General features: G+C 70.8%; 25 protein-coding genes. 12 read left to right on the top strand and 13 right to left on the bottom strand.

The window, feature by feature from the left end:
• The first annotated feature begins 180 nt into the window (after positions 1-180).
• On the top strand, positions 181-756 hold the full coding sequence (locus ACWGIH_RS30030) for a TetR/AcrR family transcriptional regulator (RefSeq protein WP_453449876.1): 576 nt from the start codon (positions 181-183) through the stop codon (positions 754-756).
• Here the strand turns inward: ACWGIH_RS30030 and ACWGIH_RS30025 are convergent.
• A complete protein-coding gene (locus ACWGIH_RS30025) occupies positions 722-2,209 on the bottom strand; it encodes an MFS transporter (protein ID WP_453449875.1) in 1,488 nt (495 codons plus the stop codon). The genes ACWGIH_RS30030 and ACWGIH_RS30025 overlap by 35 nt on opposite strands.
• A gap of 222 nt (positions 2,210-2,431) precedes the next feature.
• Between ACWGIH_RS30025 and ACWGIH_RS30020 the strand changes: the two genes are divergently transcribed.
• Together ACWGIH_RS30020 and ACWGIH_RS30015 are read left to right on the top strand one after the other, a co-directional pair.
• Positions 2,432-4,633, top strand: coding sequence for an FUSC family protein (locus ACWGIH_RS30020; RefSeq protein ID WP_453449909.1), 2,202 nt, complete (start codon positions 2,432-2,434; stop codon positions 4,631-4,633).
• A gap of 24 nt (positions 4,634-4,657) precedes the next feature.
• On the top strand, positions 4,658-5,698 hold the full coding sequence (locus ACWGIH_RS30015; protein WP_453449874.1) for a phosphotransferase: 1,041 nt from the start codon (positions 4,658-4,660) through the stop codon (positions 5,696-5,698).
• 30 nt (positions 5,699-5,728) lie between these two features.
• Here ACWGIH_RS30015 and ACWGIH_RS30010 read toward each other — a convergent pair whose 3' ends face one another.
• From ACWGIH_RS30010 to ACWGIH_RS29995, 4 genes are all read right to left on the bottom strand, one after another.
• Positions 5,729-6,454, bottom strand: coding sequence for a tyrosine-protein phosphatase (locus ACWGIH_RS30010; protein ID WP_453449873.1), 726 nt, complete (start codon positions 6,452-6,454; stop codon positions 5,729-5,731).
• Between the two features lie 10 nt (positions 6,455-6,464).
• The gene (locus ACWGIH_RS30005) at positions 6,465-7,373 is read right to left on the bottom strand and encodes a DNA-binding protein (protein ID WP_453449908.1); all 909 of its coding nucleotides are present in this window, start codon (positions 7,371-7,373) and stop codon (positions 6,465-6,467) included.
• 46 nt (positions 7,374-7,419) lie between these two features.
• Entirely contained in the window at positions 7,420-8,163 is a 744-nt protein-coding gene (locus ACWGIH_RS30000; protein ID WP_453449872.1) for a hypothetical protein, read from the bottom strand.
• A 234-nt stretch (positions 8,164-8,397) separates the two neighbouring features.
• On the bottom strand, positions 8,398-9,516 hold the full coding sequence (locus ACWGIH_RS29995; protein WP_453449871.1) for a cation diffusion facilitator family transporter: 1,119 nt from the start codon (positions 9,514-9,516) through the stop codon (positions 8,398-8,400).
• Between the two features lie 71 nt (positions 9,517-9,587).
• Between ACWGIH_RS29995 and ACWGIH_RS29990 the strand changes: the two genes are divergently transcribed.
• The gene (locus tag ACWGIH_RS29990) at positions 9,588-9,947 is read left to right on the top strand and encodes an ArsR/SmtB family transcription factor (protein WP_453449870.1); all 360 of its coding nucleotides are present in this window, start codon (positions 9,588-9,590) and stop codon (positions 9,945-9,947) included.
• Between the two features lie 7 nt (positions 9,948-9,954).
• Here the strand turns inward: ACWGIH_RS29990 and ACWGIH_RS29985 are convergent, their stop codons facing one another.
• A complete protein-coding gene (locus tag ACWGIH_RS29985) occupies positions 9,955-11,361 on the bottom strand; it encodes a PepSY-associated TM helix domain-containing protein (protein WP_453449869.1) in 1,407 nt (468 codons plus the stop codon).
• 230 nt (positions 11,362-11,591) lie between these two features.
• Here ACWGIH_RS29985 and ACWGIH_RS29980 point away from each other — a divergent pair, with 230 nt between their 5' ends.
• The 3 genes from ACWGIH_RS29980 (at position 11,592) to ACWGIH_RS29970 (ending at position 12,768) form a co-directional block, all read left to right on the top strand.
• Positions 11,592-11,918, top strand: a complete 327-nt coding sequence (locus ACWGIH_RS29980) for a hypothetical protein (RefSeq protein ID WP_453449868.1) — start codon at positions 11,592-11,594, stop codon at positions 11,916-11,918.
• Between the two features lie 111 nt (positions 11,919-12,029).
• Positions 12,030-12,320: a hypothetical protein gene (locus ACWGIH_RS29975; protein WP_453449867.1), complete on the top strand. Its 291-nt coding sequence runs from the start codon at positions 12,030-12,032 to the stop codon at positions 12,318-12,320.
• A gap of 85 nt (positions 12,321-12,405) precedes the next feature.
• Entirely contained in the window at positions 12,406-12,768 is a 363-nt protein-coding gene (locus ACWGIH_RS29970) for a hypothetical protein (protein ID WP_453449866.1), read from the top strand.
• Positions 12,769-12,822: 54 nt separating this feature from the next.
• Here ACWGIH_RS29970 and ACWGIH_RS29965 read toward each other — a convergent pair whose 3' ends face one another.
• The 4 genes from ACWGIH_RS29965 to ACWGIH_RS29950 all read right to left on the bottom strand — a co-directional run bounded on the left by ACWGIH_RS29965 (position 12,823) and on the right by ACWGIH_RS29950 (position 15,905).
• Positions 12,823-13,272, bottom strand: a complete 450-nt coding sequence (locus ACWGIH_RS29965) for a hypothetical protein (RefSeq protein WP_453449865.1) — start codon at positions 13,270-13,272, stop codon at positions 12,823-12,825.
• Positions 13,273-13,458: 186 nt separating this feature from the next.
• Positions 13,459-14,088 carry a dihydrofolate reductase family protein gene (locus tag ACWGIH_RS29960; protein WP_453449864.1) on the bottom strand — a complete coding sequence of 210 codons (630 nt, stop codon included), beginning with the start codon at positions 14,086-14,088 and terminating at the stop codon, positions 13,459-13,461.
• A gap of 136 nt (positions 14,089-14,224) precedes the next feature.
• Complete coding sequence (locus ACWGIH_RS29955) at positions 14,225-14,626, bottom strand: DUF6010 family protein (RefSeq protein WP_453449863.1); 402 nt, start codon at positions 14,624-14,626, stop codon at positions 14,225-14,227.
• A gap of 166 nt (positions 14,627-14,792) precedes the next feature.
• On the bottom strand, positions 14,793-15,905 hold the full coding sequence (locus ACWGIH_RS29950; protein WP_453449862.1) for an NAD(P)/FAD-dependent oxidoreductase: 1,113 nt from the start codon (positions 15,903-15,905) through the stop codon (positions 14,793-14,795).
• 163 nt (positions 15,906-16,068) lie between these two features.
• On the opposite strand from ACWGIH_RS29950, the gene ACWGIH_RS29945 reads away from it, so the two are divergent.
• Complete coding sequence (locus ACWGIH_RS29945; RefSeq protein WP_453449861.1) at positions 16,069-16,389, top strand: hypothetical protein; 321 nt, start codon at positions 16,069-16,071, stop codon at positions 16,387-16,389.
• A 9-nt stretch (positions 16,390-16,398) separates the two neighbouring features.
• On the opposite strand, the gene ACWGIH_RS29940 is transcribed toward ACWGIH_RS29945, so the two are convergent.
• Positions 16,399-16,986: a TetR family transcriptional regulator gene (locus ACWGIH_RS29940; protein WP_453449860.1), complete on the bottom strand. Its 588-nt coding sequence runs from the start codon at positions 16,984-16,986 to the stop codon at positions 16,399-16,401.
• A gap of 134 nt (positions 16,987-17,120) precedes the next feature.
• Here ACWGIH_RS29940 and ACWGIH_RS29935 point away from each other — a divergent pair, with 134 nt between their 5' ends.
• The 4 genes from ACWGIH_RS29935 (at position 17,121) to ACWGIH_RS29920 (ending at position 21,257) form a co-directional block, all read left to right on the top strand.
• On the top strand, positions 17,121-18,158 hold the full coding sequence (locus ACWGIH_RS29935) for an NAD(P)-dependent alcohol dehydrogenase (protein ID WP_453449859.1): 1,038 nt from the start codon (positions 17,121-17,123) through the stop codon (positions 18,156-18,158).
• Positions 18,159-18,237: 79 nt separating this feature from the next.
• Positions 18,238-18,834 (top strand): Imm21 family immunity protein, encoded by a 597-nt coding sequence (locus ACWGIH_RS29930; protein WP_453449858.1) that lies wholly within the window; start codon positions 18,238-18,240, stop codon positions 18,832-18,834.
• A 181-nt stretch (positions 18,835-19,015) separates the two neighbouring features.
• Entirely contained in the window at positions 19,016-20,071 is a 1,056-nt protein-coding gene (locus ACWGIH_RS29925; RefSeq protein WP_453449857.1) for a lytic polysaccharide monooxygenase auxiliary activity family 9 protein, read from the top strand.
• A 274-nt stretch (positions 20,072-20,345) separates the two neighbouring features.
• The gene (locus tag ACWGIH_RS29920) at positions 20,346-21,257 is read left to right on the top strand and encodes a calcium-binding protein (RefSeq protein WP_453449856.1); all 912 of its coding nucleotides are present in this window, start codon (positions 20,346-20,348) and stop codon (positions 21,255-21,257) included.
• Positions 21,258-21,338: 81 nt separating this feature from the next.
• Here the strand turns inward: ACWGIH_RS29920 and ACWGIH_RS29915 are convergent, their stop codons facing one another.
• A complete protein-coding gene (locus ACWGIH_RS29915; protein WP_453449907.1) occupies positions 21,339-21,902 on the bottom strand; it encodes a dihydrofolate reductase family protein in 564 nt (187 codons plus the stop codon).
• A gap of 107 nt (positions 21,903-22,009) precedes the next feature.
• Positions 22,010-22,876, bottom strand: coding sequence for a metalloregulator ArsR/SmtB family transcription factor (locus tag ACWGIH_RS29910; protein ID WP_453449855.1), 867 nt, complete (start codon positions 22,874-22,876; stop codon positions 22,010-22,012).
• Positions 22,877-22,924: the final 48 nt, after the last annotated feature.

Below are 22,924 nucleotides of genomic sequence, written 5' to 3'. Positions count from 1 at the left end.
GGTACCCGTGGCGTACGCGGTGGGGCGAGCGGTCACGGCCCTCGCGGCCGACCTCCCCACCGGCTCCGTCTGCCGGTATGGTGACCCTAAGCGGACAGCTGTCCGTTAGCTTCAAAACTTAACGGACAGTTGTCCGCTTAGCAAGAGTGGCCCGGGCCGCGATTCTCGGGAGGAGGACGAGTGCACCAGAAGAAGGACCCACAGCTGCGCTCGGACGCGCAACGGAATCGCGAGCGCATCCTGGAAGTGGCACTGGCCGAGCTGACGCAGTCGGCGGACGCCCCGCTCAGCACGATCGCCAAGAAGGCGTGCGTCGGGCAGGGGACGTTCTACCGCAACTTCCCCAACCGGGAGGCTCTCGTCCTCGAGGTCTACCGCTACGAGGTCCAGCAGGTCGCCGACACCGCCTGTCAGCTCCTTGAGACCCGCGCACCCGACCAGGCTTTGCGGGAGTGGATGGACCGCCTCGCCCAGTACGCGATGGCCAAGGCGGGCCTCGCCGACGCGATGCGCAAGGCCACCAGCACCCTGGGCACGCTGGCCGGAGTGGGCCACGGGCCCGTGACCTCGGCGGTCACGCTCCTCCTGAAGGCGAACGAGGAGGCGGGCACCATTCGCCCCGGCGTCACCCCCGACGACTTCCTGCTCGCCATCGCGGGCCTCTGGCAGATCGACCCGCACGGCGACTGGCAGTCACGCTCCGGACGCCTCCTCGACCTGGTCATGGACGGACTGCGCGCAGGAGCGCCGCGGTGACGCCTGCCGCGGCCAGCAGGATCACGAAGGCGACCATCAGCGCCGTGGTGTAGCCGTGCACGGAGGCAGCCGTGCGGGTGGCGTCCGCGGTGGACGCCAGGTAGGACGCGCCCGCGCCCGCCGCGACCGTGTTGAGCAGTGCGGTGCCGAGCGCGGCGCCCAGTTGCTGGGAGGCGTTGTAGGCCGCCGCCGCGGCTCCGATGTCGTGCGGGGGCAGGCCCACGGTGGCCAGGCTCGCGGTGGGAGGCAGGACGCAGCCGAGGCCGAGGCCGGTCAGGACAAGGGCGGGCACCAGGTAGAGGCCGAAGACGTCCGTGCTCTGCGCCGTCAGGCGGGTCAGCAGGAACATCCCTGCCGCCGCGGCCAGCAGCCCCGGCACGATCAGCGCGGCGGGCCTGACACGAGCGTGCAGCCTCCCGGCGATGAGTGTCGCACCGACCAGGGCGGCCAGCGCGTTGATGATCAGCGTCAGGCCCGCCTCGACGGGTGAGTAGCCGAGGACCGTCTGCGTGTAGTAGCTCATGAACAGGTAGAAGCCGAACATCGCGACGAACAACAAGGTGACGGAGACGAACGCTCCGGCACGGGCACGATGGACGAGCACGCGCATCGGAAGCAGTGGCCGCGGCGCCCGGAACTCGACGGCGACGAACGCGGCCAGCAGCAGGACACCGCCCGCGAACAAGCCGACGACCTTCGGTGCGTTCCAGCCGAGGGGCTCGGCCTCGTTGAAGGCGTACACGATCGCGGCGAAGCCCGCGGCGCTGAGCAAGGCGCCCACGACGTCGAGCCGCCCCTCGCCCCGGACCGGCCGGTCCCGCGGCACGAACGCCGCGCCGAGCACGGCGAGCAGGGCAACGGGCACGTTGACGTAGAGGCACCAGCGCCAGCCGGCGTACTCGGTCAGCAGTCCCCCGGCGACCAGGCCGACCGCCGATCCGGCGGCGCCCACCGCGGCGAACACCCCGAAGGCCCGGCCGCGTTCCCTCGGCTCACAGAAGGTGATCGTCAGCAGGGAGAGGCCCGCGGGTGCGAGGGCCGCGGCGAACACCCCTTGCAGGGCGCGTGCCCCGAAGAGCATCTCCGGATTCACGGCCGCCCCGCCGAGCGCGGACGCGGCGGCGAAGCCGACAAGCCCGATGAGGAACGTACGCCGATGGCCCAGCGCGCTGCTGACCCTGCCGCCGATGAGCAACAGCCCGCCGAAGGCGAGCGCGTACGCGGTGATCGCCCACTGCCGGCTCGCGTCGGACATGCCGAGGGCGCTCTGCGCGGACGGGAGCGCGATGTTCACGATGGTGCCGTCAAGGACCACGAGGAGCTGGGCCGCGCTCACCGCGAGGAGCGTCCACCAACGCCGTCGGGCGGGGGTGGGACGTCGGCTCGTCTCCCGAGTCTCAGGGGCGTCCGCGTACGGCTTCGCCCCGGTCAGTTCGTCATCCGCTGGATTCATGACTTCAATGGTTTCGTTGAACTCGCCCCGGAGACTTTGCCCCTTCTTCCGGTCGGCGGCCCGGGCGTATCACGCTGTGAACCCTCAAGCCCCGGTTGAAGCCCGCCGTGACAGAATCACCGCCTGAACAGCGGCGATGAGGGTGTGAGCACAGTGAGACGGCGGACCAGGACCGGCACATGGGACCGCTTTGTGGCCTCGGACCCGGGGCTCCTGCGGTTGATGGCGGGGCTGCGGACGGTCGGCGCGATCGCGCTCACGCTCGTCGTCCTCGCGCTGCTCGGCACCGACGTCACCCACATGGTCGCGGGCGCCATGACCGCGATGGTCTCCACCTTCGCCATCAAGGAGAAGGAGGTGCGCGGCCAGGCGATCACGCTCGCGCTCGGGCTGCCCGTGGCGATCGCGGCGATCTCCCTGGGTGCCCTGCTGCACGACCAGGTCGTCGCGGGTGACATCTTCTTCATCGCGCTGATCTTCGGTGCCGTCTACAGCCGCCGGTTCGGCGACAGGGGCACCGCACTCGGCCTGATCGGCTTTCAGGTCTACTTCGTCTCCCTGTTCGTGGGCGCCACGGCGTCCGCCCTGCCCAGCCTGTGCCTGGCCCTCGCCGTCGCCTTCGTGTGCAGCGCCGTCGTACGGTTCGCCGTCGTGCCCGAGACGCCAGGGCGTGATCTGGGGCGGCTGCGCGTCGCCTTCAGGGCGCGGCTCGCGCAGCTGGTGGCCACGCAGATCGAGCTTCTCGACGCCTCGCCCGAGCAGTTGGAGAAGGTCCTCACCGAACTGCGGCGCGGCACCTCCCGGCTGCACGAGACGGCCCTGATGATTCAGGGCCGCCTCGAGGAGGGCACTCCCGACGCGGCCACGGCGACCCTGGTCCAACGCCGCGTGGCGGACGCGGAGATCGCCGCCGAACGCCTCGGCGTACTCCTCCTCAACGCGCGCAGCGCCGAACGCGCGGACACCCTCACCCTGCATCTGCCGCAGGCCCCCGTCCCGGCGACCGGGACGCGCATCCGCGCCGAGGACGACGCCACGGTCACCCTGCGCCGGGACCTGAACGCGCTGCACCTGCTGGTCGGCCGACCCGTCGCCGACGACCGGGGCACGGCCCTCGCCCACGTGCGCAACCGGCTGCTCGGCTACCGCGACGAGGACAATCTGCCGCGGGCCTCGACGGCCGTCCAGGACGTCTTCCGCGGCATCGGTGAGGCGGCCCGAGCCGTCCTCGGCCTGCGGATCGCCCTCGACGGTCCCCAGGACGAGTCCGACGACTCACCGGCGACGACCCGCTCCCGCGAGGAGTTCGACGCCGAGGACATCGCGATCGCCGGCGCCGAGGAGACCGCCGAACCCGAGGAGGACGACCGCACCGGGCTGCGGCGCCCCACCACCCGGGCCGCGTTCCAGGTCGCGGTGGGCTCGACCCTGGCCATCATCGGCGGTGAGTTCCTCTCCACCCAGCGCTGGTACTGGGCGGTGCTCACCTGCTGGGTGGTCTTCCTCAACACCGCGTCCACGGGCGAGATCCTGGTCAAGGGCTACCGAAGGCTCCTGGGCACGGTCCTCGGGGTGGTCGCCGGAGTGGCGCTCGCGGGTCTGGTCGGCAACCACACCTGGGTCGCGTTCGGTCTTGTCCTGCTCTTCATCTTCGCGATGTTCTTCACCGCTCCCCTGTCGTACGCGCTGATGTCCTTCTTCGTCACGGCGATGCTGGGCCTGCTCTACACGCTTCTGAACACCTACAGCCTCGCCGTGCTCTGGCTGCGCATCGAGGAGACGGCGCTCGGCGCCGCCTGCGGCATCATCGCGGCGGTCCTCGTCCTGCCGGTGCACACCGACCGCCGCACCGACGACCTCCTGAACACGGTCCTGACCCGCCTCGCCGACGTCATCTCCGCGTCGGTCGAGCAGCTCAGCGGCGGCCCGGCAGCCGATCTCCTGGACAAGGCGCGGGACCTGGACACCGCGCTCGACGACCTGCGCGCCTCCATCCAGCCGCTGACCCACCCGATCACCCCGCTGCGCGGCCGCCGCAGAACCGCACGCTATCTGGTGGCGCTCCTGGAGACCTGCGCCTATCACGCCCGTTCCCTGGCGGCGACGGCCGAGCTCGTGCCGTACAGCAAGAACGTCGCGGCCGACCCGCGGCTCGAACGTGCCGGCTTGCGCATCGCCCACAACATCGAGGTCATCGCCGCGTACGTGGAAGACGACAAGGCCACCGGCGAGGTCGAGTCGGGCGCCAGCATCGCCTCGATGCTCGAGGCCGAGGGGTCCGGCGCCCCGCGTTCGGGCACCGTCACCTACCGAGTGCTGCGCCATCTGCAACGCCTGGACGAGGGAGTGGTGGGCCTCGCCCGGCCTCTCGACGTGCCGGTCGCGGGGCGGGGCACTTCGACGGGCAAAGCCCCGCGGGTCTGACCCGGCGCATGCCAGGATGGGCCCATGATCGGAAAGCCCGGCGTCAGCAACGGGGACATCGTCCGGCACGTCCAGAACGCCTACGGCCTGCACGTCGTCGACGTCGAGCCGCAGGCCCTCGGCGCGGACGCCGAAGCTGCCACATACCGCCTCGCCTCGCACAGCGTCACGTACTTCCTGAAGCTTCGGCAGGGAACCGCTGACGACACGACAGCGCCCCTGCAGGACTTCCTGGCCGGAGCCGTCGCCGCCGCAGCCGGTTCCGAGGCTGCCCATGTGATCGCGCCCGTGCCCGACCTCCAGGGCCGGCTCTCGACGGCACTCGATGGGTACGTCGCTGTCCTCCACCCCTTGGTCGCAGGGCGCAGTGGCTTCGACGTACCCCTGACACGCGACCAGTGGACGGCGCTGGGGACTTCCGTGCGGGCGCTGCACCGGCTCGACCTGCCGCCGTCCCTGCGCTCGGCGGTCCGGGTGGAGACGTACGGCCCGAAGTGGCGTGACAAGGTGCGCGGCCATCTCGCCACCGACACACCACCGGCGCGCCTGCCCGACGCCCCGGCACGGGAGTTGGCCGCCGTCCTCAGGGCTCGGCGGCAGCAGCTGACCACCTTCGTCGAGCGAGCCGAGCAGTTGGCGGCGGTGCTGCGCGGGAAGGAACGCGAGCTGGTGCTCTGCCACGGTGACCTGCACGCAGGGAACGTCGTGGTCACTGACGACGGTGCGGTCGTGGTGGTGGACTGGGACGATCCCGTGATGGCGCCGCGGGAGCGTGACCTGATGTTCGTCGGCGGCGGTGTCGGAGGCGTCTGGAACGATGCCGCCGGGAGCGCCGACTTCTACCGGGGCTACGGCACGGAACAGGTCGACGCACAGACGCTCGCGTACTACCGGTGCGAGCGCATCGTTCAGGACGTCGCCGAGTACTGCGATCAGTTGCTCGTCCGCGACCCGCACGAGGGCGACGAGGGACGCGAGCTGAGCTTGCGTCACTTCGTCGGCCAGTTCCGGCCGGACGACGTCGTCGACATCGCCGAGCGGACGTACGCGGCGCTCCGGGGCTGAGCCGCCGCCCCGTGGCCCGTCAGCGGCGGTTCAGTTCAGCAGCTGCGTACGCAGACGGTCGATGAGGGAGTCGTCGACGCCGAGTTGCTTGACCGCGTAGTCGCGTACCGAGCCGTGGGTGGCGGTCAGGTCGGCGAGGAAGAGGCGCATGATCTCTTCGGGTGCCCGCCCGTATCCGGGCCAGTTCAGCGGCCTGTCGGGATGTCCCGCCTTCCAGTCGGCGATCAGCCGGTCCGTGGCCAGTTCGGTGAGGGCGAAGTCCGCGGCGATGACGTCCTCTTCGACGCCGAGCAGCGCGAGGACGAGCGCGGCGAGGAGCCCGGTGCGGTCCTTGCCCGATGCGCAGTGGAAGACCTGCGGGGCATCGCCGGAAGCGATGACCTCCAGGGCCTGACGGAGTTCCTCGGCGCCGTCGAGGGCGACCTCCGCGTACCGGTCGGCGAGATAGCGCCAGGGGTCGAGGCCGGGGTCGATCTCCGCCTGGTCGTATGGGCGGTGTTCCACGCTGAGGTTGACGTAGGTGAGCCCCTGCGTCTCGGGGACCCGCCCCTTGGCCTCGATCTCCCACGGGTAGCGCAGGTCGATCACCGTGCGGACGCCCAGCGAGAGGAAGAGGTCCCAGTCGGCGCCCCGCAGTTTGGCGAGCGAGTCGGAGCGGTACAGCCGACGCCAGCGCAGCGTGCGCCCGTCAGAGGTCCGATAGCCGCCCAGATCCCGGAAGTTGTGCAGGTACTCGAAGCCTATGTGTCGGTTCACCTGCGGGATCCTACGTCGTGGAGTGCCGAAGCAAGAGGCGCCGCCGGGCATGCGGCCCGGGCACACTCTCCAGCAGGAACATCGCCGCCTCCCGCAGGGGCACGGGAGTGTCAGGTCTGCTCAGCAGGTGGGTCGCCGTCGTCCCGAGCGTCTGGATCGCCCGTACGGATCCGATGCGGGCAGCGCGTGGAGCAAGCTCGGCCATGAGGTCCTCGGCCTCCCTCCATGCTCCGGCCCGCGCCAGGGCCGAGAGGAGTTGCGCGGTGAAGAGGTCCCGGTAGGAGGGTCCCGGCGCGGTGGCCGCCTCGTGCAGGAGGGGGATGGCCTGGTCCCACTTGCGCAGCCTGGCCAGTACCCATCCCCGGTGGCCGAGCAGCTCGGTCCGGTCGATCCACCAGGCCCAGGGCGGATCGTGGCGCGAGACGCCGTCCAGGAACCTGCTGCGGGCGCGGGCCATCAAGTCCATGGACTCTCGGCGGCCGCCGAGCATGGCGATCGCGTGTGCCCGGCGGATCAGGACGAGACTGCTGACCCTGGCGGGGAGCGCTCGCGCGCCCCGCACACGGGCCGCGCTCTCCAGGGCGCTGCGCGGCGCCCCCATATGGGCCAGGAGCATGCTGTCGTTCAGCAGCACGAACCGTGCCGTCCAGCGGTCACCGCAGAGCTCCGCCAGGGCCAGCGCGCGTGCGTTCATGCGGTGGGCCTCGCGGTAGAAACCCGCGTCGAAGAGGATCCACCCGATGACTTCGCACAGCTCGGCGAGGGCCGCGAGCGCGTCACTGTTCCGCGGGCGAAGGCTTTCGGGGGCGGCGGACAGCTCCGGGAGGCGCCGTATGGCCTCGCGCACGGCGGGCATCGCGGAGGTGGCCCCGGACGTGGCGTCGAGTGCCACGAGTCGCTCGATGGTGCGCAGGACCATGGGGATCACCCTTCGATGATCCCGCATACGCCGTCGCGGTCACCGGTCAGCGATACACCTCGGCACTGTGCGAACGGCCCACATCGCGGACGACTTCGAGCCCGAGGACACGGTCGAGGTGCGCGAACGTCTCGAACTTGGCGCCGCCCGGAACGTCGGGGGCCGTCTCCAGAGCGCCGAGGAGCCGCAGCACGGCCGGGGTATCGAGGCCGTTCTCCAGCGAGGCGCGGGCCCGGTCCACGAAGTCGGCAGGCATCGCCTTGGACGGCTCCTCGGCCCAAGTAGCCACGGAATGGCGCCAGTTGGCCAGCTGTTCGCCGGCGGCGTCGACGGCCTGCCGTGATACGTCGACGGGCTCGTGGTGCGGGCGGCCGAGCAGGAGCAGCCGCAGGGCGAGCGCGTCCGGGCCCGCCTCCTGGTCCGCGTCCGCCCCTGGGGCCGCGCCTGCGGGCGTCACGGCTTCGCCGACGTGGAGCGACAGTCCGCCGGCTCCTTCGTACGTACGGCTGGTGAGGTGCACGGTCGGCGGGCCGCCGAGAGTCTCGGTGAGCTCCTCGACGGTGCCGTGGGCGTCGGCCGGACGGATACCGGCGGCGTCGGCTGCCGCTGCCGGCGGGCAGGTCCACCCGAGGAGGACCGTCCGGCCGCGCAGCTCGGCGACGCGGGCCAGCACGTCCGCGACGAGGAGCACGCGCAGACCGGTCAGGTCGTCCGGGTCGTCGGCCGACTGCGCGTGGGCGCACATCCGCAGCGGTCCGAACCCGGCCAGATCATCAACGATGCTCAGCACACCACTGAGACTAGGCCTACGGGTCTCCGAAGGCACCTGACGGAAGCGGCCCGCCCTCGACGCCGCGGCCCGATTGCGCCACCACGTGCGGCAGGGCGCGCTTCACGAGGCCCGCGACGTCATGTCCCGATCACTCCGCCGACCACCGCGCACGGCGGCCGCCGGACCCGCGGCCCGTGACGGGCAAGCAGTGTGCGCGGGTCCGGCCCCCCCATGCCACGCCGTCCACCCGACTCACACCGCGTGATGCGCGAGCGCCCTGTGCGGATCCGATCCCCCGGGCTCCACCGCCGGGTCGGCGTGGACCAGCGCCGCGGTCAGTTTCGGCACCGCGTGCAGCAAGGCGTGCTCCGCGTCGACCGCCACCTCGTGCGCCTCGCGCACCGACAGGTCGCCGTCCACCACGACCGCCACTTCCGCGCGCAGCCTGTGGCCGATCCAGCGAAGGCGGAGTTCGCTCACGCCACGTACGCCGGGGACCGTCAGGAGCCGCTCCTCCGCCGCGTCGACCAGGGCCGGGTCCACTGCGTCCATCACCCGGCGGAACACCTCGCGTGCCGCGTCCCGCAGGACCAGCAGGATCGCCGCGGTGATCAGCAGGCCCACGATCGGGTCGGCCAGCCGCCAGCCCAGTGCGGCGCCGCCCGCGCTCAACAGGACGGCCAGCGAGGTGAATCCGTCCGTCCGGGCATGCAGACCGTCGGCCACCAGGGCGGCCGAGCCGATCTCGCGGCCGACGCGGATGCGGTAGCGGGCGACCCATTCGTTGCCGATGAAGCCGATGACCGCCGCGGCGGCCACCACCCAAAGGTGTTCCAGGGTACGGGGGGTGAGCAGCCGGTCCACCGCCGCCCAGGCCGCGAAGGCCGCCGACGCCGCAATCGTCAGGAGGATGACGATGCCCGCGAGATCCTCCGCGCGTCCGTACCCGTAGGTGAAGCGGCGGGTGGCGGCGCGGCGGCCCAGGACGAAGGCGATGCCGAGCGGGATCGCGGTCAGTGCGTCCGCCGCGTTGTGCACGGTGTCGCCGAGGAGCGCGACCGAACCGGTGAGCACGACGATCACCGCCTGGGCCGCGGCCGTCACGCCCAGAACCGCCAGCGAGATCCACAGTGCGCGCATGCCGCGCGCGGATGATTCCAGCGCTGTGTCGACCTTGTCGGCCGTCTCGTGCGAGTGCGGCTTCACCAGGTGCCCGAGCTTGTGCCGCCACCGGGCCGGACGAGCCGCAACGCCGTGGCCGTGCTCGTGGCCGTGGTGGTGCTCGTGGTCGTGGCGGTGCTCATGGTGGTGCTCATGCGAAGGGTGCGGGTGTCCGTGCTGCTCACCGACGTGTCCGTGCTGCTCACTCACGTATACGGCCTTCCGACGCGGGACGGAGAGGAGAGTGGACACCGCGAGGTGCCCGAGCCCATTATGTGCGTATGAGCGCACGCATGCACCTATCACCTGCGCACGATGCGCACCCGCAAGATCCGGGCGCCGAGCACTACACCCACGCGGCCGAGGTCCTGGGCCTCCTGGCGGACCGCACTCGCCTTGCCCTGTTGCACACCCTCGGCAAGGGCGAGGCGGACGTCACGACGCTGACCGCCGCGTGCGGCGCGGCTCGCCCGGCCGTCAGCCAGCACCTGGCCCGACTGCGCCTCGCCGGACTCGTGTCCGTACGCAAGGAGGGACGACGCATGGTCTACGGCCCTCCCGACGGGCACCTGCGCCGCGTGGTCGACGAGGTGCTGAACCTCGCCGACCATCACCTCAGCGGTTCGGCCACCCACGACTGAGCCGGACTCAGGCGTAGTTGCGCACCCCGCGCCGGTAGGCGATCTCCCCCAGCACGATGTCCACGGCGAGGAACGCCGCCAGCGGGATGCCGAGCAGCGGCACGAAGTAGCCGAGCACGGCGATGGCCGCCATCAGCGGGACCAGGACGTACGCCGGAACGTGTCGCCACGCCCCGCGCGGCAGCGGACGCCCGAACGAACTGCCGCGCCCGCGCTGCCACCACATGCGGTACCCCCACACGATCATCAGGATCAGGCAGAGGGCGAGAGCGACGAGGGCGATCTGGTTGGCGAGCCCGAAGAGTGTGCCGGTGTGCGCGTCGATACCCCAGCGGGTCAGCTTGGCCAGCACCGGATAGTCGGCGAACCGCAGCACTTCGGTCACCTCTCCGGTCGCGGGGTCGACCGCGACGGAGTCCTGCTTCTCGGGCCAACTGCGCTGGATCTGCCGCACGACGTACGCGGACGACTCGTCGGCGGGCGGTACGACCTCCACCGGGTTGGAGAGCCCCTCGGCACGGGCCGCCTTCAGGACGGCGTCGAGCCCCACCCCGTCGGCGGCATTTCCCGAGCCCGATCCGCCGTGCCCTGCGTGCTCTCCGCCGCCCCCGGCGGTCGCCGTCAGCGCCGGTGTCGTCTGCCCGATGGCCTCACGCAGGTCGCTGACGCTCTGTCCCGCGTACGCCGACCAGGTCAGCCCGGTCGCCGACAGGAAGATCAGCCCGGCGGCGGCCCACACGCCCACCGAGCCGTGCAGCGAGAGCGTGCGGCGGCGGCCGGTGGTCCCACGCAGCTTGCGCAGGGAGCGGCGGCGCGCGAACCACAGCACCAGACCGCCGCCCGCGATGACCCACAACCAGCTGGCGGCGAGCTCGCTGTAGAGCCGGCCGGTCTCGCCCAGGTGCAGATCGCGGTGGAGCTCGTCGATCCAGGTGCGCAGCGGCAGCGCGCCGGTGGAGCCGTACTGCTCCAGGGCGCCGCGCACTTCGCCGTTGTACGGGTTCACGAACACGGCGAGGGTGTGGTCGGCGTCCACGCCCGGGGTCCCGGCGAGCAGGACACGGGTCGTGGCGCCGTCCTCGGGTGAGGGCCGCACCGCGCTGACCGTGCCCTCGGGGTGCGCCTTGCGGGCGGCGGCCACCTGTTTCGAGATCGGCAGCTCGGTCTTGTCCTCGCCGACGGGGACGCGCAGTTCGTGCGAGTAGACGATCTTCTCGGCCTGGTACGAGCAGGCGTACAGGAGTCCCGTGGTGGCGGCGACGAGCAGGAAGGGCGCGATGAGCACCCCTGCGTAGAAGTGCAGTCGCAGCACGAGCGGACGCAGCGACGCCCATCCGGACCGTCCTGCGGAGGGCGGCGCCCCCTGGGTCTCCTGCCCGTCGTCCGGGGCGAGGAGTGTGGGTTCGGCGGACATGAGCTGCTCTCCTGGCTGAAGGTGGCGCGATTCGGCCGTAGTGGGCCGGTGCAGGAGTCGGCCGGCGGGGTGAAAGAGTTCCCGGCGATGCGCGGGAGTTGTGTGATGCGCGCCACATGGGCGGCGGGGTGGCGGGCAGGGGCGGGACCAGCGTCGGGAGACCGGGCGCCCTCAGGACCGGAACCCCGGGGACAGGGCCCCGACACTGCCCGTTGGAGACGCGATGCTGCATGCTCCAGACACGCGAGTTGTTCGACAGCCTTGCCTCTCGTGCCGACCACCTCGACAACCAGACCCTGTCCACCGCCGTCGACGCCCTCTCCGCGTGCGAACTGGCCGTCACCGCCTGCGCGGTCGGCATGCTCGCCGAGAAGGAGGCCGACGAACGGCGGGCCGCCGTCAACCGCGATCTGAACTGCGCCGACGTGGCCTCCGCAACCCGCCTGGCCCTGACGCGCGGCTCGGGCGCCCACCCCACGCTCCAGATGGCCCAATTGGAGGCGTGCGCGTTCGCCTGCGAGCAGAGCCACGAGGTCCTGCGGAGTCTGCGGGCCTGACCCGTCCCGGAAGCCGGGCTCGCTGGCAGCTCCGGGGGTAGATGCGTAGGGCGGTTCCGGGGGCCACGGGCGCGGTTCGCCCCGCGGCCCTGGATCCGGCAAACTGCCCGGATGGACTATGAGTTCTGGAACGACATCCACACCCGCGGCGGCATCCCCGCGGTCAAGGGCGCCCTGGAGGAGCTTGCCGAGCGCGGTTCCGCCGAGGACGTGGACGCAGCGATGGAGCTGGCCTGCCAGGTCATCGCCGACGACACCGCCCGCCTCCAGGCCCGCGCGGATCAGGCCGAGGCACGCCTGCGGATGCTGACCGACGAGGCACGTGAGGTGGAACGACAGGTCGACGCGCACGCCGCGACCGAGGGATCAGCCGAGCCATCGGGGCGCGCGAAACGTGACTGAACGCCTCCGGGCGCCGCTCGGCTGAGCCGGCGAGCGGGGCGGGCGCCCAGGGTGCACGGGCGGCGATCGACGTGAAGCCCTGCGCGTGCTGCGTCCGGGTGGGCGGTTCCTGTTCACGGAGTTCGCCCTGCGCGGCAGCCCCGCCGCGGAGGAGGTGGCGGCCTTCACCCGGATGTGGTCCTGTCCCCCGCTCTCCCCCTTCGCCGCCCTCATCGACGAGGTCCAACAGGCCGGTTTCCGCGTGGAGTCCGTACGGGACATGACCGCGAACTCGGCGTTGTGCGGCGAGCTGATGTGCGTGCTCTACGAGGACCGGCGCGGCGAGATCGAGGAGCGGTTCGGCAAGGAGGCCCTGGCCCACACCGATCCGCTCATGGCTCCCTACCGCTCCTTCTGCCGCGACCACATGGACTACTACCTGCTCGTCGTGCGGGCGCCCGGGGCCTGACGCGCGCGGCCCCACACGATCCGCCGGCCCGCGCGGGGCCGGCGGATCCGCGCATCACCTCACGGTCACCGTGACGACCGGCGAGACGGTGGTGCCGCTCGCCACGCGCAGTTCGTTCTTGCCCGTGAGGCCGAGCTTGACGCGCAGGCCGTAGCTCCCGGAGTTGTTGGTGACCGTGTCGGCAGGCAGCGCCTTCCACGCCCCGTGCTGCTTCTGCTGCAGGGTCACCTTGCTGCCGGCCTTCAGTCCGGTGGCCTTGCCCGTGATGCGCAGCTCCTGCCATGCGCGTACGTGGGACACGGACGCCTTCGCCGTCAGGGTGGTGGCGACGGACTTGGCCGCGGCAGGCGCGCCCGGGACGGGTCCGGCCGCCGCGGCCTGCGCCGGCTGGGGCTCCGGGTCGGATCCGGCGGCGAGCGCGGCGGTGGCGGGAATCAACAGGACCGACCCGGCGAGGGCGGAGACGGCGGTGGTACGCAGAAGGCTGCGACGGTTGTTTCGCATGGCGGCAGTGGTCCCCTTGAGTGTCGGTCGGTACGTGTTCCTCGTCGTGCGACGAGCCGCACAATGAGGAACATAAACGTATGCACCCGACATTGCGATCACCCGGAGAGCGCGTAACGGAATCCGTCACAGGGCCGCAACTGGCCGCACGGCCCCCCGCGTTGCCATCCGGCCCAGCGGTCCGGCTCACCGACGGACCAGGTGGGCGTGGGTCGCCGCCGCGGAACTCACCAAGTCGGTCACCCGATAACCGTCGATCCCGTCGGCGACGTCGTCGAGCAGCCGCTCACCCCTGCCGACCAGCAGCGGCACGACGACCAGGTGCAGTTCGTCGATCAGTCGCGCGCGCAGATACTGCTGTACGACGGCCGAACCGCCTCCGATGCGTACATCCCGGCCCGCCGCCGCCTCGAAGGCTCGCGCGAGGACCGTCTCGACGGGCTCGTCGGTGAAGTGGAAAGTGGTTCCGCCCTCCATCGCGAGCGGAGGCCGCAGGTGATGGGTGTGCACGAACACGTCGTGGTGGTAGGGCGGATTCTCTCCCCACCAGCCCCGCCACGACTCGTCCTGCCACGGCCCGCGCTGCGGTCCGAACATGTTGCGGCCCATGATCGTGGCGCCGATGTTCTCCTCGCTGCGCTCGATGCAGTCGACGTCGATTCCCGTCTTGCCTTCGGCGCGGTCGCGCATCGCGGCGACCATCCAGTCGTGCAGCCCTTCGATGTTGTCCCCGAAGGGTTCGTCCAGGCGCTGATGGGGCCCGGCGGCGAAGCCGTCCAGCGAGACGGTGATGTTGTGAACGCGCACCTTCGGCATGACGTCCCTCTCCTCGGGGTTGCTGCTCTCATCATTACGTCGAACGAACGGCCTCAGGATCGACACACTCGGGGAATAGGGATTTGGTTTCCCTGGCTGAACGCTCGTGCACCGCCTCGCGTGGCGCGTCGTCCGGTCACTGCGCTCGCGCGGTCCTGTTGCGGACGAGAGCGATGAGCGAGGGGCCGCCGCGCAGGCACCAGAGCGCGATGACGGGATCGCAGATGGCGCAGCCCAGCGACGAGTCATGGGCGAAGGGGATGATCGGATTGCCCTTGAGATGGTGGATCAGGTCCCATGCGGTGTGGAGCAGCCAGCCGACGCCGATGAAGGTCCAGGACTCCAGGCCGCGGTAGGCGCAGTAGGTGACGGCGGCCGTGAAGACGAACTCCCAGCCCCCGAGGCCTCCGCCGCTGAGGTAGGCCGCTCCCGCACCGGCCACCATGATCGCGTTGAAGCGGCGCCGGTGCGGTTCGCGGATGAGAGACATCACGAGGGCGTAGAGGACGCCGATCAGGATCGGTGCGACATACGGCATGGCCTGCATGGAGTTCCTTCGGGTGGCGGTGCGCGGCCGGCCGGTGCCGGGCTCGCGGGATCACCGCCGAAGTTATCCAGGTTCGCTGTCGCCTCCCAGTGGCATTAATGACAGGCTTCGACGGGATAGCGCCACCAGCGGTGACGCTCGTTCCCGCGGCCCGTCATCAGCGCACGGCCTCGCCTTGGAGCGCCTTCTCGGCAGCCAGGACGGACTCGATTCCGTGACGCCTTTCTCCCAGTACACGCCGGCAGTTGGACGCCTCGGCCGCCGCCCCGAAAATTTCGGGAGCACGCCGCGCCGCCACCGCCGCCGCGATGTCGGCGGTCACGAGATCGGCGTTGATCGCCATGGCCGCCGTCATGCCACCGGCTGCGGACACCATGACTCCCGCCATCAGATCGGTGACGTTGCCCGCGGCCCACACCCCCGGGACGCCCGTGAACCCGGTCGCGTCCGACTCCACGTGACTCCCCACGCCCCTCGGGTGGTCGACCTTGCTCAGGCCGAGTTCCGAGAGCACCGAGCCGCGCGCCTCGAACCGCGGCGCCACGGCGAGAGCCCGTACCGGAATGCGCCTGCCCGAGGTCAGACGGACGCCGGAGAGCCGGTCGTCCTCGACATCGAGGCCGGCCACCTCGCCGTCGATTACCGCGATGCCACGCGCGGCCAGTTGCTCCCACTGCTCCTCGGTCAGCTCGGGCGCGGTGTGCAGGAACAGGGTCACGTCCGACGACCACTGGCGGAACAGCAGTGCCTGGTGCGTCGCCATCGGGCCGGTCGCCAGGACGCCGATCGGCTCGTCGCGCACCTCCCAGCCGTGGCAGTAGGGACAGTGCAGGACGTCACGACCCCAACGCTCGCGTATGCCGGTGACTTCGGGCAGTTCGTCGACGAGCCCCGTCGTCACCAGCAGCCGCCGCGTGCGATGGCTGCGCCCGCCGGCGGTCTCCACTACGAAGCGCTCGCCGACCCGGCGCACGTGCGTCACCAGGTCCGACGCGATCCGCCCGCCGTACCCCTCGACCTCCTCCCGGCCGATCCGCAGGAGTTCTCCGGGCGCGCGGCCCTCGCCGGAGAGGAACCCGTGGACCCCGTCGGCCGGGGCGTTACGCGGCTCCCCGGAGTCCACCACCAGGACGGAACGCCTGGCCCGGGCCAGGGTCAGCGCCGCGGACAGCCCGGCCGCGCCACCTCCGACCACCAGCACGTCCACGTCCATGTCCACGTTCACGTTCACGTTCACGTCAGCGATGTTTCGCTCATTCGTCTCAGTCATGCCGACACCGTGCGCTCCACCCGAGAGAAACGGCAAGCTTCCTTGCTGTTTCAGCAACGTCGCCGCATCTCCGGTCACGTACCCACTGGCCCCAACGGGCCATCGCGCAACGGACCAGGCCTGGAGCGCGGCACCGGCCTGGAGCGGCAGTTGGCGCGTCACCGTGCAGCGCGCTCCCGACGGCAGGGCAGGCTTCACCGGCGGCTCCGGGCGCGAGGGTATGGCCCAACTCCTAGCTCCTGGCGAGGAGTTCACGACTCCGCGACAGGCCGGTCTGTTCACGGACGGCCGCTTCGGCGCGACGAGCCGCGCCTGGCACGCGTACGTACTCGCCCATGAGCTGCCCCACCGGGCAGTGCACTCCGCGGCGGTCCTGAGCGACTACGGTCTACGGCCCGAGCTGCCGCAGGGTGACTGGGCGAGTGCGACGGGGTGCATCTGGTGCGAGTTTCCTGACGAGGCCTCGGCTCACCTCGACGTGTGAGAGGGCCGCCTACTCGCCGGCCATGGCGCGCCGGACACTGTCATGGAGCAGCGCGCGGCGCTGCTCGTGCAGCTCTGGGGGCTCCTCGGCTGTGGCGGCGTAGACGTTGCTCACCGGGGACCAGGCCATGGACATCGCGATGACCATGGCCATCACGTCGAACGGGTCCCCTTCACGCACCCGGCCGGCGGCCTGCGCCTCGGCGATGGAGCGCAGTTTGTGGTCGTCGAGGCGGTCGGGGTCCTCGACCAGATGACCTGCCGGGCGTCGCTCCAGACGCGCCCAGGTGGCAAGTCGGATCAGGTCGGGGCGGCGGAGGTACTCGTCGTAGAGGCGCACCGCCCAGTCCGCGAGGTCCGTGGCGTCGATCGGGACGACATTCACGATCCGCTCGAGCGAACCGAAGAAAATGGCGTCGAAAAGGCCTTCCTTGTTCCCGAAGTAGGAATAGAGCTGCGCCTTGTTCGTGCGCGCGGCGGACACGATCCGCTCGATGCGCGCCCCGGCGATCCCGTGCTCGGCGAATTCCTGGGTCGCCACGTCGAGGATGCGCTGGTAGGTCGCGGCTCCGCGGGTGGTCAGGGGCTGGTCGGCCATGTCCGGCAGGCTATCAAACAGAACAGTTGGTTTGCCGGATGGAGGACAGGGCTCTACTCTTCAAATAGACCGAACAGTCTGTCTTGATGTGCTGTCCGTCGGTCGGCGGCCAGCCGCTTAAGGAGAGGGAACCCATGAGGACCACTGTGTGCTTGCAGGCCGACGGACCGGACGCGGCGCTGCGGCGCATGCCGCTCAGGCGGCGCGATCTGCGCGCCGACGACCTCGCGGTGCGTGTGGACTACTGCGGGGTCTGCCACACGGATCTGCACGCCGTCCAGGCCTGCGAGGCCGGCCAACCGCTGGTGCCGGGGCACGAGTTCACCGGCGTGGTGACCGAGACGGGGTCCGCGGTCACGGGCTTCGCCGTCGGCGATCCGGTGGCGGTGGGCAACATCGTCGATTCGTGCGGTGCCTGTGCCATGTGCCGGGCCGGGCAGGAGAACTTCTGCCACTCCTTCCCGACGCTGACCTACAGCGGCGTCGACCGCCATGACGGCTCGACCACCCAGGGCGGCTACTCCCGTGAGTACGTCGTCCGCGCGCACTTCGCCTATCCGCTGCCGCCAGGCCTGGAGCCGGCCGCCGCCGCTCCCCTGCTCTGCGCCGGGGTCACTGTCTGGGAGCCGCTGCGAGCCCTGGGCGCGGGGCCGGGTTCCCGCGTCGCCGTGGCCGGACTCGGCGGTCTTGGGCATCTCGCGGTCAAGCTCGCCGTGGCACTCGGTGCCGAAACCTCGGTCGTCAGCAGGTCCCCGGAGAAGGCCGAGGACGCGCACCGCCTGGGCGCCCACGAGGTGATCGTCTCCACCGATCCGGATCAGATGGCCGCCGCCCGCGACCGCTTCGACGTAGTCATCGACACCATCGCCGCCCCGCACGACCTCGGCCCCTACCTGCGCCTGGTCGCCATGGACGGCACACTCAGCCAGCTCGGGCACCTGGGCTCCGTCACCCTGGAGACCACCGACCTGCTCGTGGGGCGCAAGAAGCTCAGCTCCGCGGGCAGCGGCGGCAGGACCGCGACCGCCGCCATGCTCGCCTTCTGCGCCGAGCACGGCATCACCGCCGACATCGAACTGCTCCCCTCGACCCGCGTGAACGAAGCCCTCGACCGGCTCCGCCGCAATGACGTGCGCTACCGCTTCGTCCTCGACATGTCCGACCTGGACTGAACCGGCCTCCTGTCCCACCCAGAGCAGGCAGGCCATACCCCCGCGGCCGACCCTCGGCCGCAGGCCGCACACTTGCCCCATGACCAACTCCCGGGGCGCGAAGTCCCCCCGCCACCAAGTACCCGAGCTGACCTGGGTCGAGTCGATGGGCGGCCCGCTCATCGTGGTGCCGGTGTCGGCGCTCTCCTGGTGGCACGGCTGCACCGAGGCAGGAGAGGTCCTCGGCGACCCGGGCATCGCGGACGACTACGACCGTGCCTGCGCGGTGGATGGTTACGCCGAGGCGATCCCCGTGGGCAGCGACGGTGCCACTGCGCTCGTGCTGGGTGACGAGCCCGCCATGACCTGCTACTTGCCCGAGCACCACGCTTTCGTGCGCTGGCTCGGCGCCGACTCCGAGGCCGGACTGCTCACCGCCGCCGAGCATGCGATGGCGGACCCGGGCACGGAGTGGGAGGACTGCGGGGTCTGGGAGACGAATGGGGCGGCGGTGCTCATGGATTCCGCGGTCGCGGGCGGCGAACTCACGGCGACCGAAGCCGAGTTGACGCCCGACCCCGAGTTTCCGGAACAAGCCCCCGTCGGCCTCCCGGCGGGACGATGGGCGGTTCAGGCGGCTCATGCCCAGGCCGAGAACACCTCGGTCGGGATCGTCCGCCTCGTTGCGCAGCGATAGCCGGGGACTTGGAGGCTGTTGAGCCGCTATTCCGTGCGCCGCCGAGGCCCCCCAGGCCCGGGCGGGCCAGCGTCTCGGTCGGCGGCAGCCCGTCCCTTGCCCCGCCGCGGCAACCTTTTCGAGCCCGGCGCCGACCACAGGGTGAGCCGCTCATCGGAAACTCCCCGAAGGAGACGTTCCCATGAACATCCCCCGCTCCCCCATGCCCGCCCGAGCACGACTCCGGGCCCGCGTACGGAGTTCGGTACGCGCCAGGCGCCTTGCCTCGCTCGCGGGCGCCACCGGTATCGCGGCCGCGGCGGTGCTGGCCGTCCCGGGCACGGCAGCCGCGCACGGCGTGGCCATGGTGCCCGGGTCGCGCACCTACCTGTGCTACAAGGATCTCCTCGCCAACTCCTCCACCCAGATGCCGTCAAACCCCGCCTGCAAGGCGGCAGTTCAGGACGCGGGCACCACTCCGCTGTACAACTGGTTCGCGGTACTCGACTCCAACGCGGGCGGCCGCGGTGAGGGGTACGTCGAGGACGGCACCCTGTGCAGCGCGGGCGACCGCAGCCCGTACGACTTCTCCCCGTACAACGCCACCCGTACCGACTGGCCCGTCACCCATCTCACGGGCGGCGCCACCATCGAGATGAACTACAGCAACTGGGCCCACCATCCGGGCACGTTCAAGGTGTACGTCACCAGGGACGGCTACGACCCGGAACAGCCGCTGGGCTGGTCCGACCTGGAGAACGTGCGGACCGTGCAGAACCCGCCGCAGGAGGGCGGGCCCGGCAGCGAGGCGGGCCACTACTACTGGGACCTGCGACTGCCGGAACGTACCGGCCAACACATCCTGTTCGTCCAGTGGATCCGCTCCGACAGCCAGGAGAACTTCTTCTCCTGCTCGGACGTGGTCTTCGACGGTGGCAACGGCGAGGTCACCGGCCTGACCGGTGGCGAACGGTCCGGAGCCGCGGTGACCGCGCTCGGCGCCGGCAAGGAGAACACCAAGGCCGAGGCGGCGCACCAGGCCCACGAGAAACATGGCGCCCCTCAGGTCGGGGGCGGCCGCTCGTCGGCGGGGTCCCGCTCCACGGCCGACGTCGCACCGGACATCGAGAACGCCGCCTCCGGATCACCCACGCGCTCCCCGGGCTCCGGCCTGGTCGGCCCCCTCGCGGGCGCCGGCGCGGTGATCCTGGCCGGCGGCACCGTCCTGCACCTGCGCCACCGCGAGCCGAAGAGCTGAGCGGTGAGCACGTTGCGGAGCGGCGCCCCGTGCAACGCCCCTCACCCCGGGTCCGAAACCTCTCACCCGCACCATGAATTTCTGCCCAACCGTGCCTTACAGCGAATTGTCACGCCCCGGATGAGCAATCAAACTCCGCTGGCCATCGGCTACTTGAGTCAATCGCTCCGAGTATCAGCGCACCCACCCCTGCCACACCGCATGACAACCAACCGCGAACCCCGTCAGTCACACGTAATTGCAAGGACCACGTATGACTCATGGAGGTTTTGTCATGCCCTCTCACCTCATCCGCCGCCGGATTATCCGCACCACGTCCGCGGTGACGCTGGCTCTCGGTACGGGGCTGGCCGCTCCCTTCCTCCTGGCCGGCACCGCCGGCGCCGCGGCACCGGAAGCGACTGCCGCGTTCAGCGCGAGCGATCACGCGATCGTCTACACCGCCGCCACCGGTCAGACCAACAAGGTGACGGTCACAGCGTCCATGTCCGAGGGGTCCGAAGAGATCACTTACGTGATCGACGACGCCGTTGCGATCAACGCGGGAGAAGGCTGCTCCTACCCCGACAGCGCGGACCGCACCCACGTCTCCTGCACGGTCGCCACCCTGGAGACCCAGGACCCGTACGCCACCTTCAAGTTGGGCCTCGGCGACGGCGACGACACGTTCACCTATGACAACTCCACCGATCAGACCTACTACTTCGCCTCGGCGGACCTGGGAGCCGGCAAGGACGTCGCGACCCACACCGGCAGCGTCGACGGCAACTCCGTCATCGGAGGAGCGGGCGACGATGACCTGTCCGTGGGTGAGGCGGGGGTGGTCCTCGGCGGTGACGGCAACGACACCCTCCACGCCGCGGGCGGCAGCATCGCGCAGGGCGGCAACGACAACGACACGATCTTCTCGGAAGGCGACGAAGCTGCCGTCGACGGCGGCGCGGGCAACGACGTGATCCAGGGCGGTGCGCAGAGGCAGAACCTGTCCGGCGGCGACGGCAACGACACGGTCCGCGCCGGATCCGGCGACGACTTCGTCTACGGCGGCAAGGGCAACGACATCCTGTACGGCAACAGCGGCAACGACACCATGTACGGGAACAGCGGCGACGACAAGCTGTACGGCGGCGCCGGCCAGGACACCCTCTCCGGCGGTCCCGGCACGAACGTCGTCCGACAGGACTGACCCTTCTCACCGGTCCTTCTCACCGGTCAGGGCACTGCGCGAACTGCCGCGCAGTGCCCTGACCGCGGATCTCGCGGGGCTTCAGCGAACCCTGTCGTAGACGAGGGCCAACGTGCCGTGCTCGCCCGCGGTCTGGCTCGCGAGCATCCACTTTCCCGTGGGCAGCCCGTCGTCGAAGAGGCGGGGCCCGCCGCCGAGGAAGACCGGAAAAATCGTGAGCGCCAGCCGGTCGACCTTGTCGGCCGCCAGCAGGGCCTTGATGACGCTCGCGCTGGAGAGCACGAGAATGTCGCCGCCCTCGGTCGACTTGAGGTCCGCGACCACCTCCGCGGTCGGCTTGTCGACGACCGTCGTCCGCTCCCACGGAGCCTCGCCGAGGGTGGCGGAGAGGACGACCTTGTCGGTTTCGACGAGCCATTTGGCGAAAGCCTCGTCGCGCGGGTCGGCGCCCTCCATACCGATGACCGTGGGCCAGAAACTCAGAAACCCCTCGGCGTTGACCCTTCCGAGCAGGGCCGTCGTCGCCGGCTCCCACAGGCCGGTCAGGTGGTCGCGCGCGACATCGGTATGGGCGTACGGCATCACCCAGCTCATGTCCAGCGGGTTGTCCGGTGCGGCGTAGCGGCCGTCGAGGGAGAGGCTCATGCTCGTGACGACGCGCCGCCCCGCGGACGACTCCGTCCGCACCGCCTGCTCCGTCTGCTCCACCTGCTCCGTCTGCTCCGTCTGCTCCATCCGCTCTGCCTGCTTTGTCACTTCGTGCTCCTTGAGTCGATGGGGGCGTCCGAGGCGTGGGTGTCGTACGGGTGCGCGGCGAGGGCCGCCGCGAGCTTGTCGAGGCTCTGACCAAAGCCGATCTCGACGCCTGCGATGAAGTCGGCGGAGTCGACCGTGCTGTCGGTGATCCGCCAGTGGACGTCGAGGTCCGTGCCCGTGCCGGTGGGGCTCAGGCCGAGGTCGACGTGGGCGGTGAAGGCGAGGCCACCGTCGGGAAGCAACGGGGAGAGCCGGTAGGCGAGGTGCTCGCCGACGCGTGCCTCGTCGACCACGCCCTCCGCGCGCCCGACGACCATGTCGGAGCCGTCGGTGTCCTCGACGTCGCGGTACTCGTGGACGATCCGTCCGCCCGGTCGCGCCTCGAAGAGGAGCTCGGAGACGCGGAGATCATCGGGCGTCCACCACCGGGCGAGCAGCTCGGACTCGGTCAGATGGCGCCAGACCAGCTCGGGGCGGCCGGCCAGGGACCGGCGGAACCTGAACGAGCGACCGTCGGCCCACCCCGGATCCTGCGCGGCCAGCCGCTCGGCGTGCAGGCTGACCCCGTACTTGTCGAAGGTCGCGCGCGTGCCGCCGTCCTGGTCGGCGGTGTCGGCGACGCGGTTGAGCGCAGCCGCCAGGTCGCGCAGGGCAGCCGACCTGAGCGCGTAGACGCGGCGTTGGCCCGTGCGCTGGGAGGTGACGACCCCGGCGCGCTCAAGGACTTGCAGGTGCTTGGTCGTCTGCGGCTGGCGGGCCTCGGCGAGCTGGGCGAGTACGCCCACGGAGCGGGGCCGCTCGGCCAGCAAGGTCACGAGCCGCCACCGAGCCGGGTCGGCCAGAGCCGAGAGAAGTGCGTCCATGGCGACAAGTATTCCTCACAACGAATATTCGCGTCAAGGAATATGTGG

It is taken from the genome of Streptomyces sp. NPDC054872 (genome assembly GCF_053610705.1).
The sequence above is the reverse complement of the archived record's forward strand: the minus strand, read 5'-3'. Positions and strand labels throughout refer to the sequence as shown.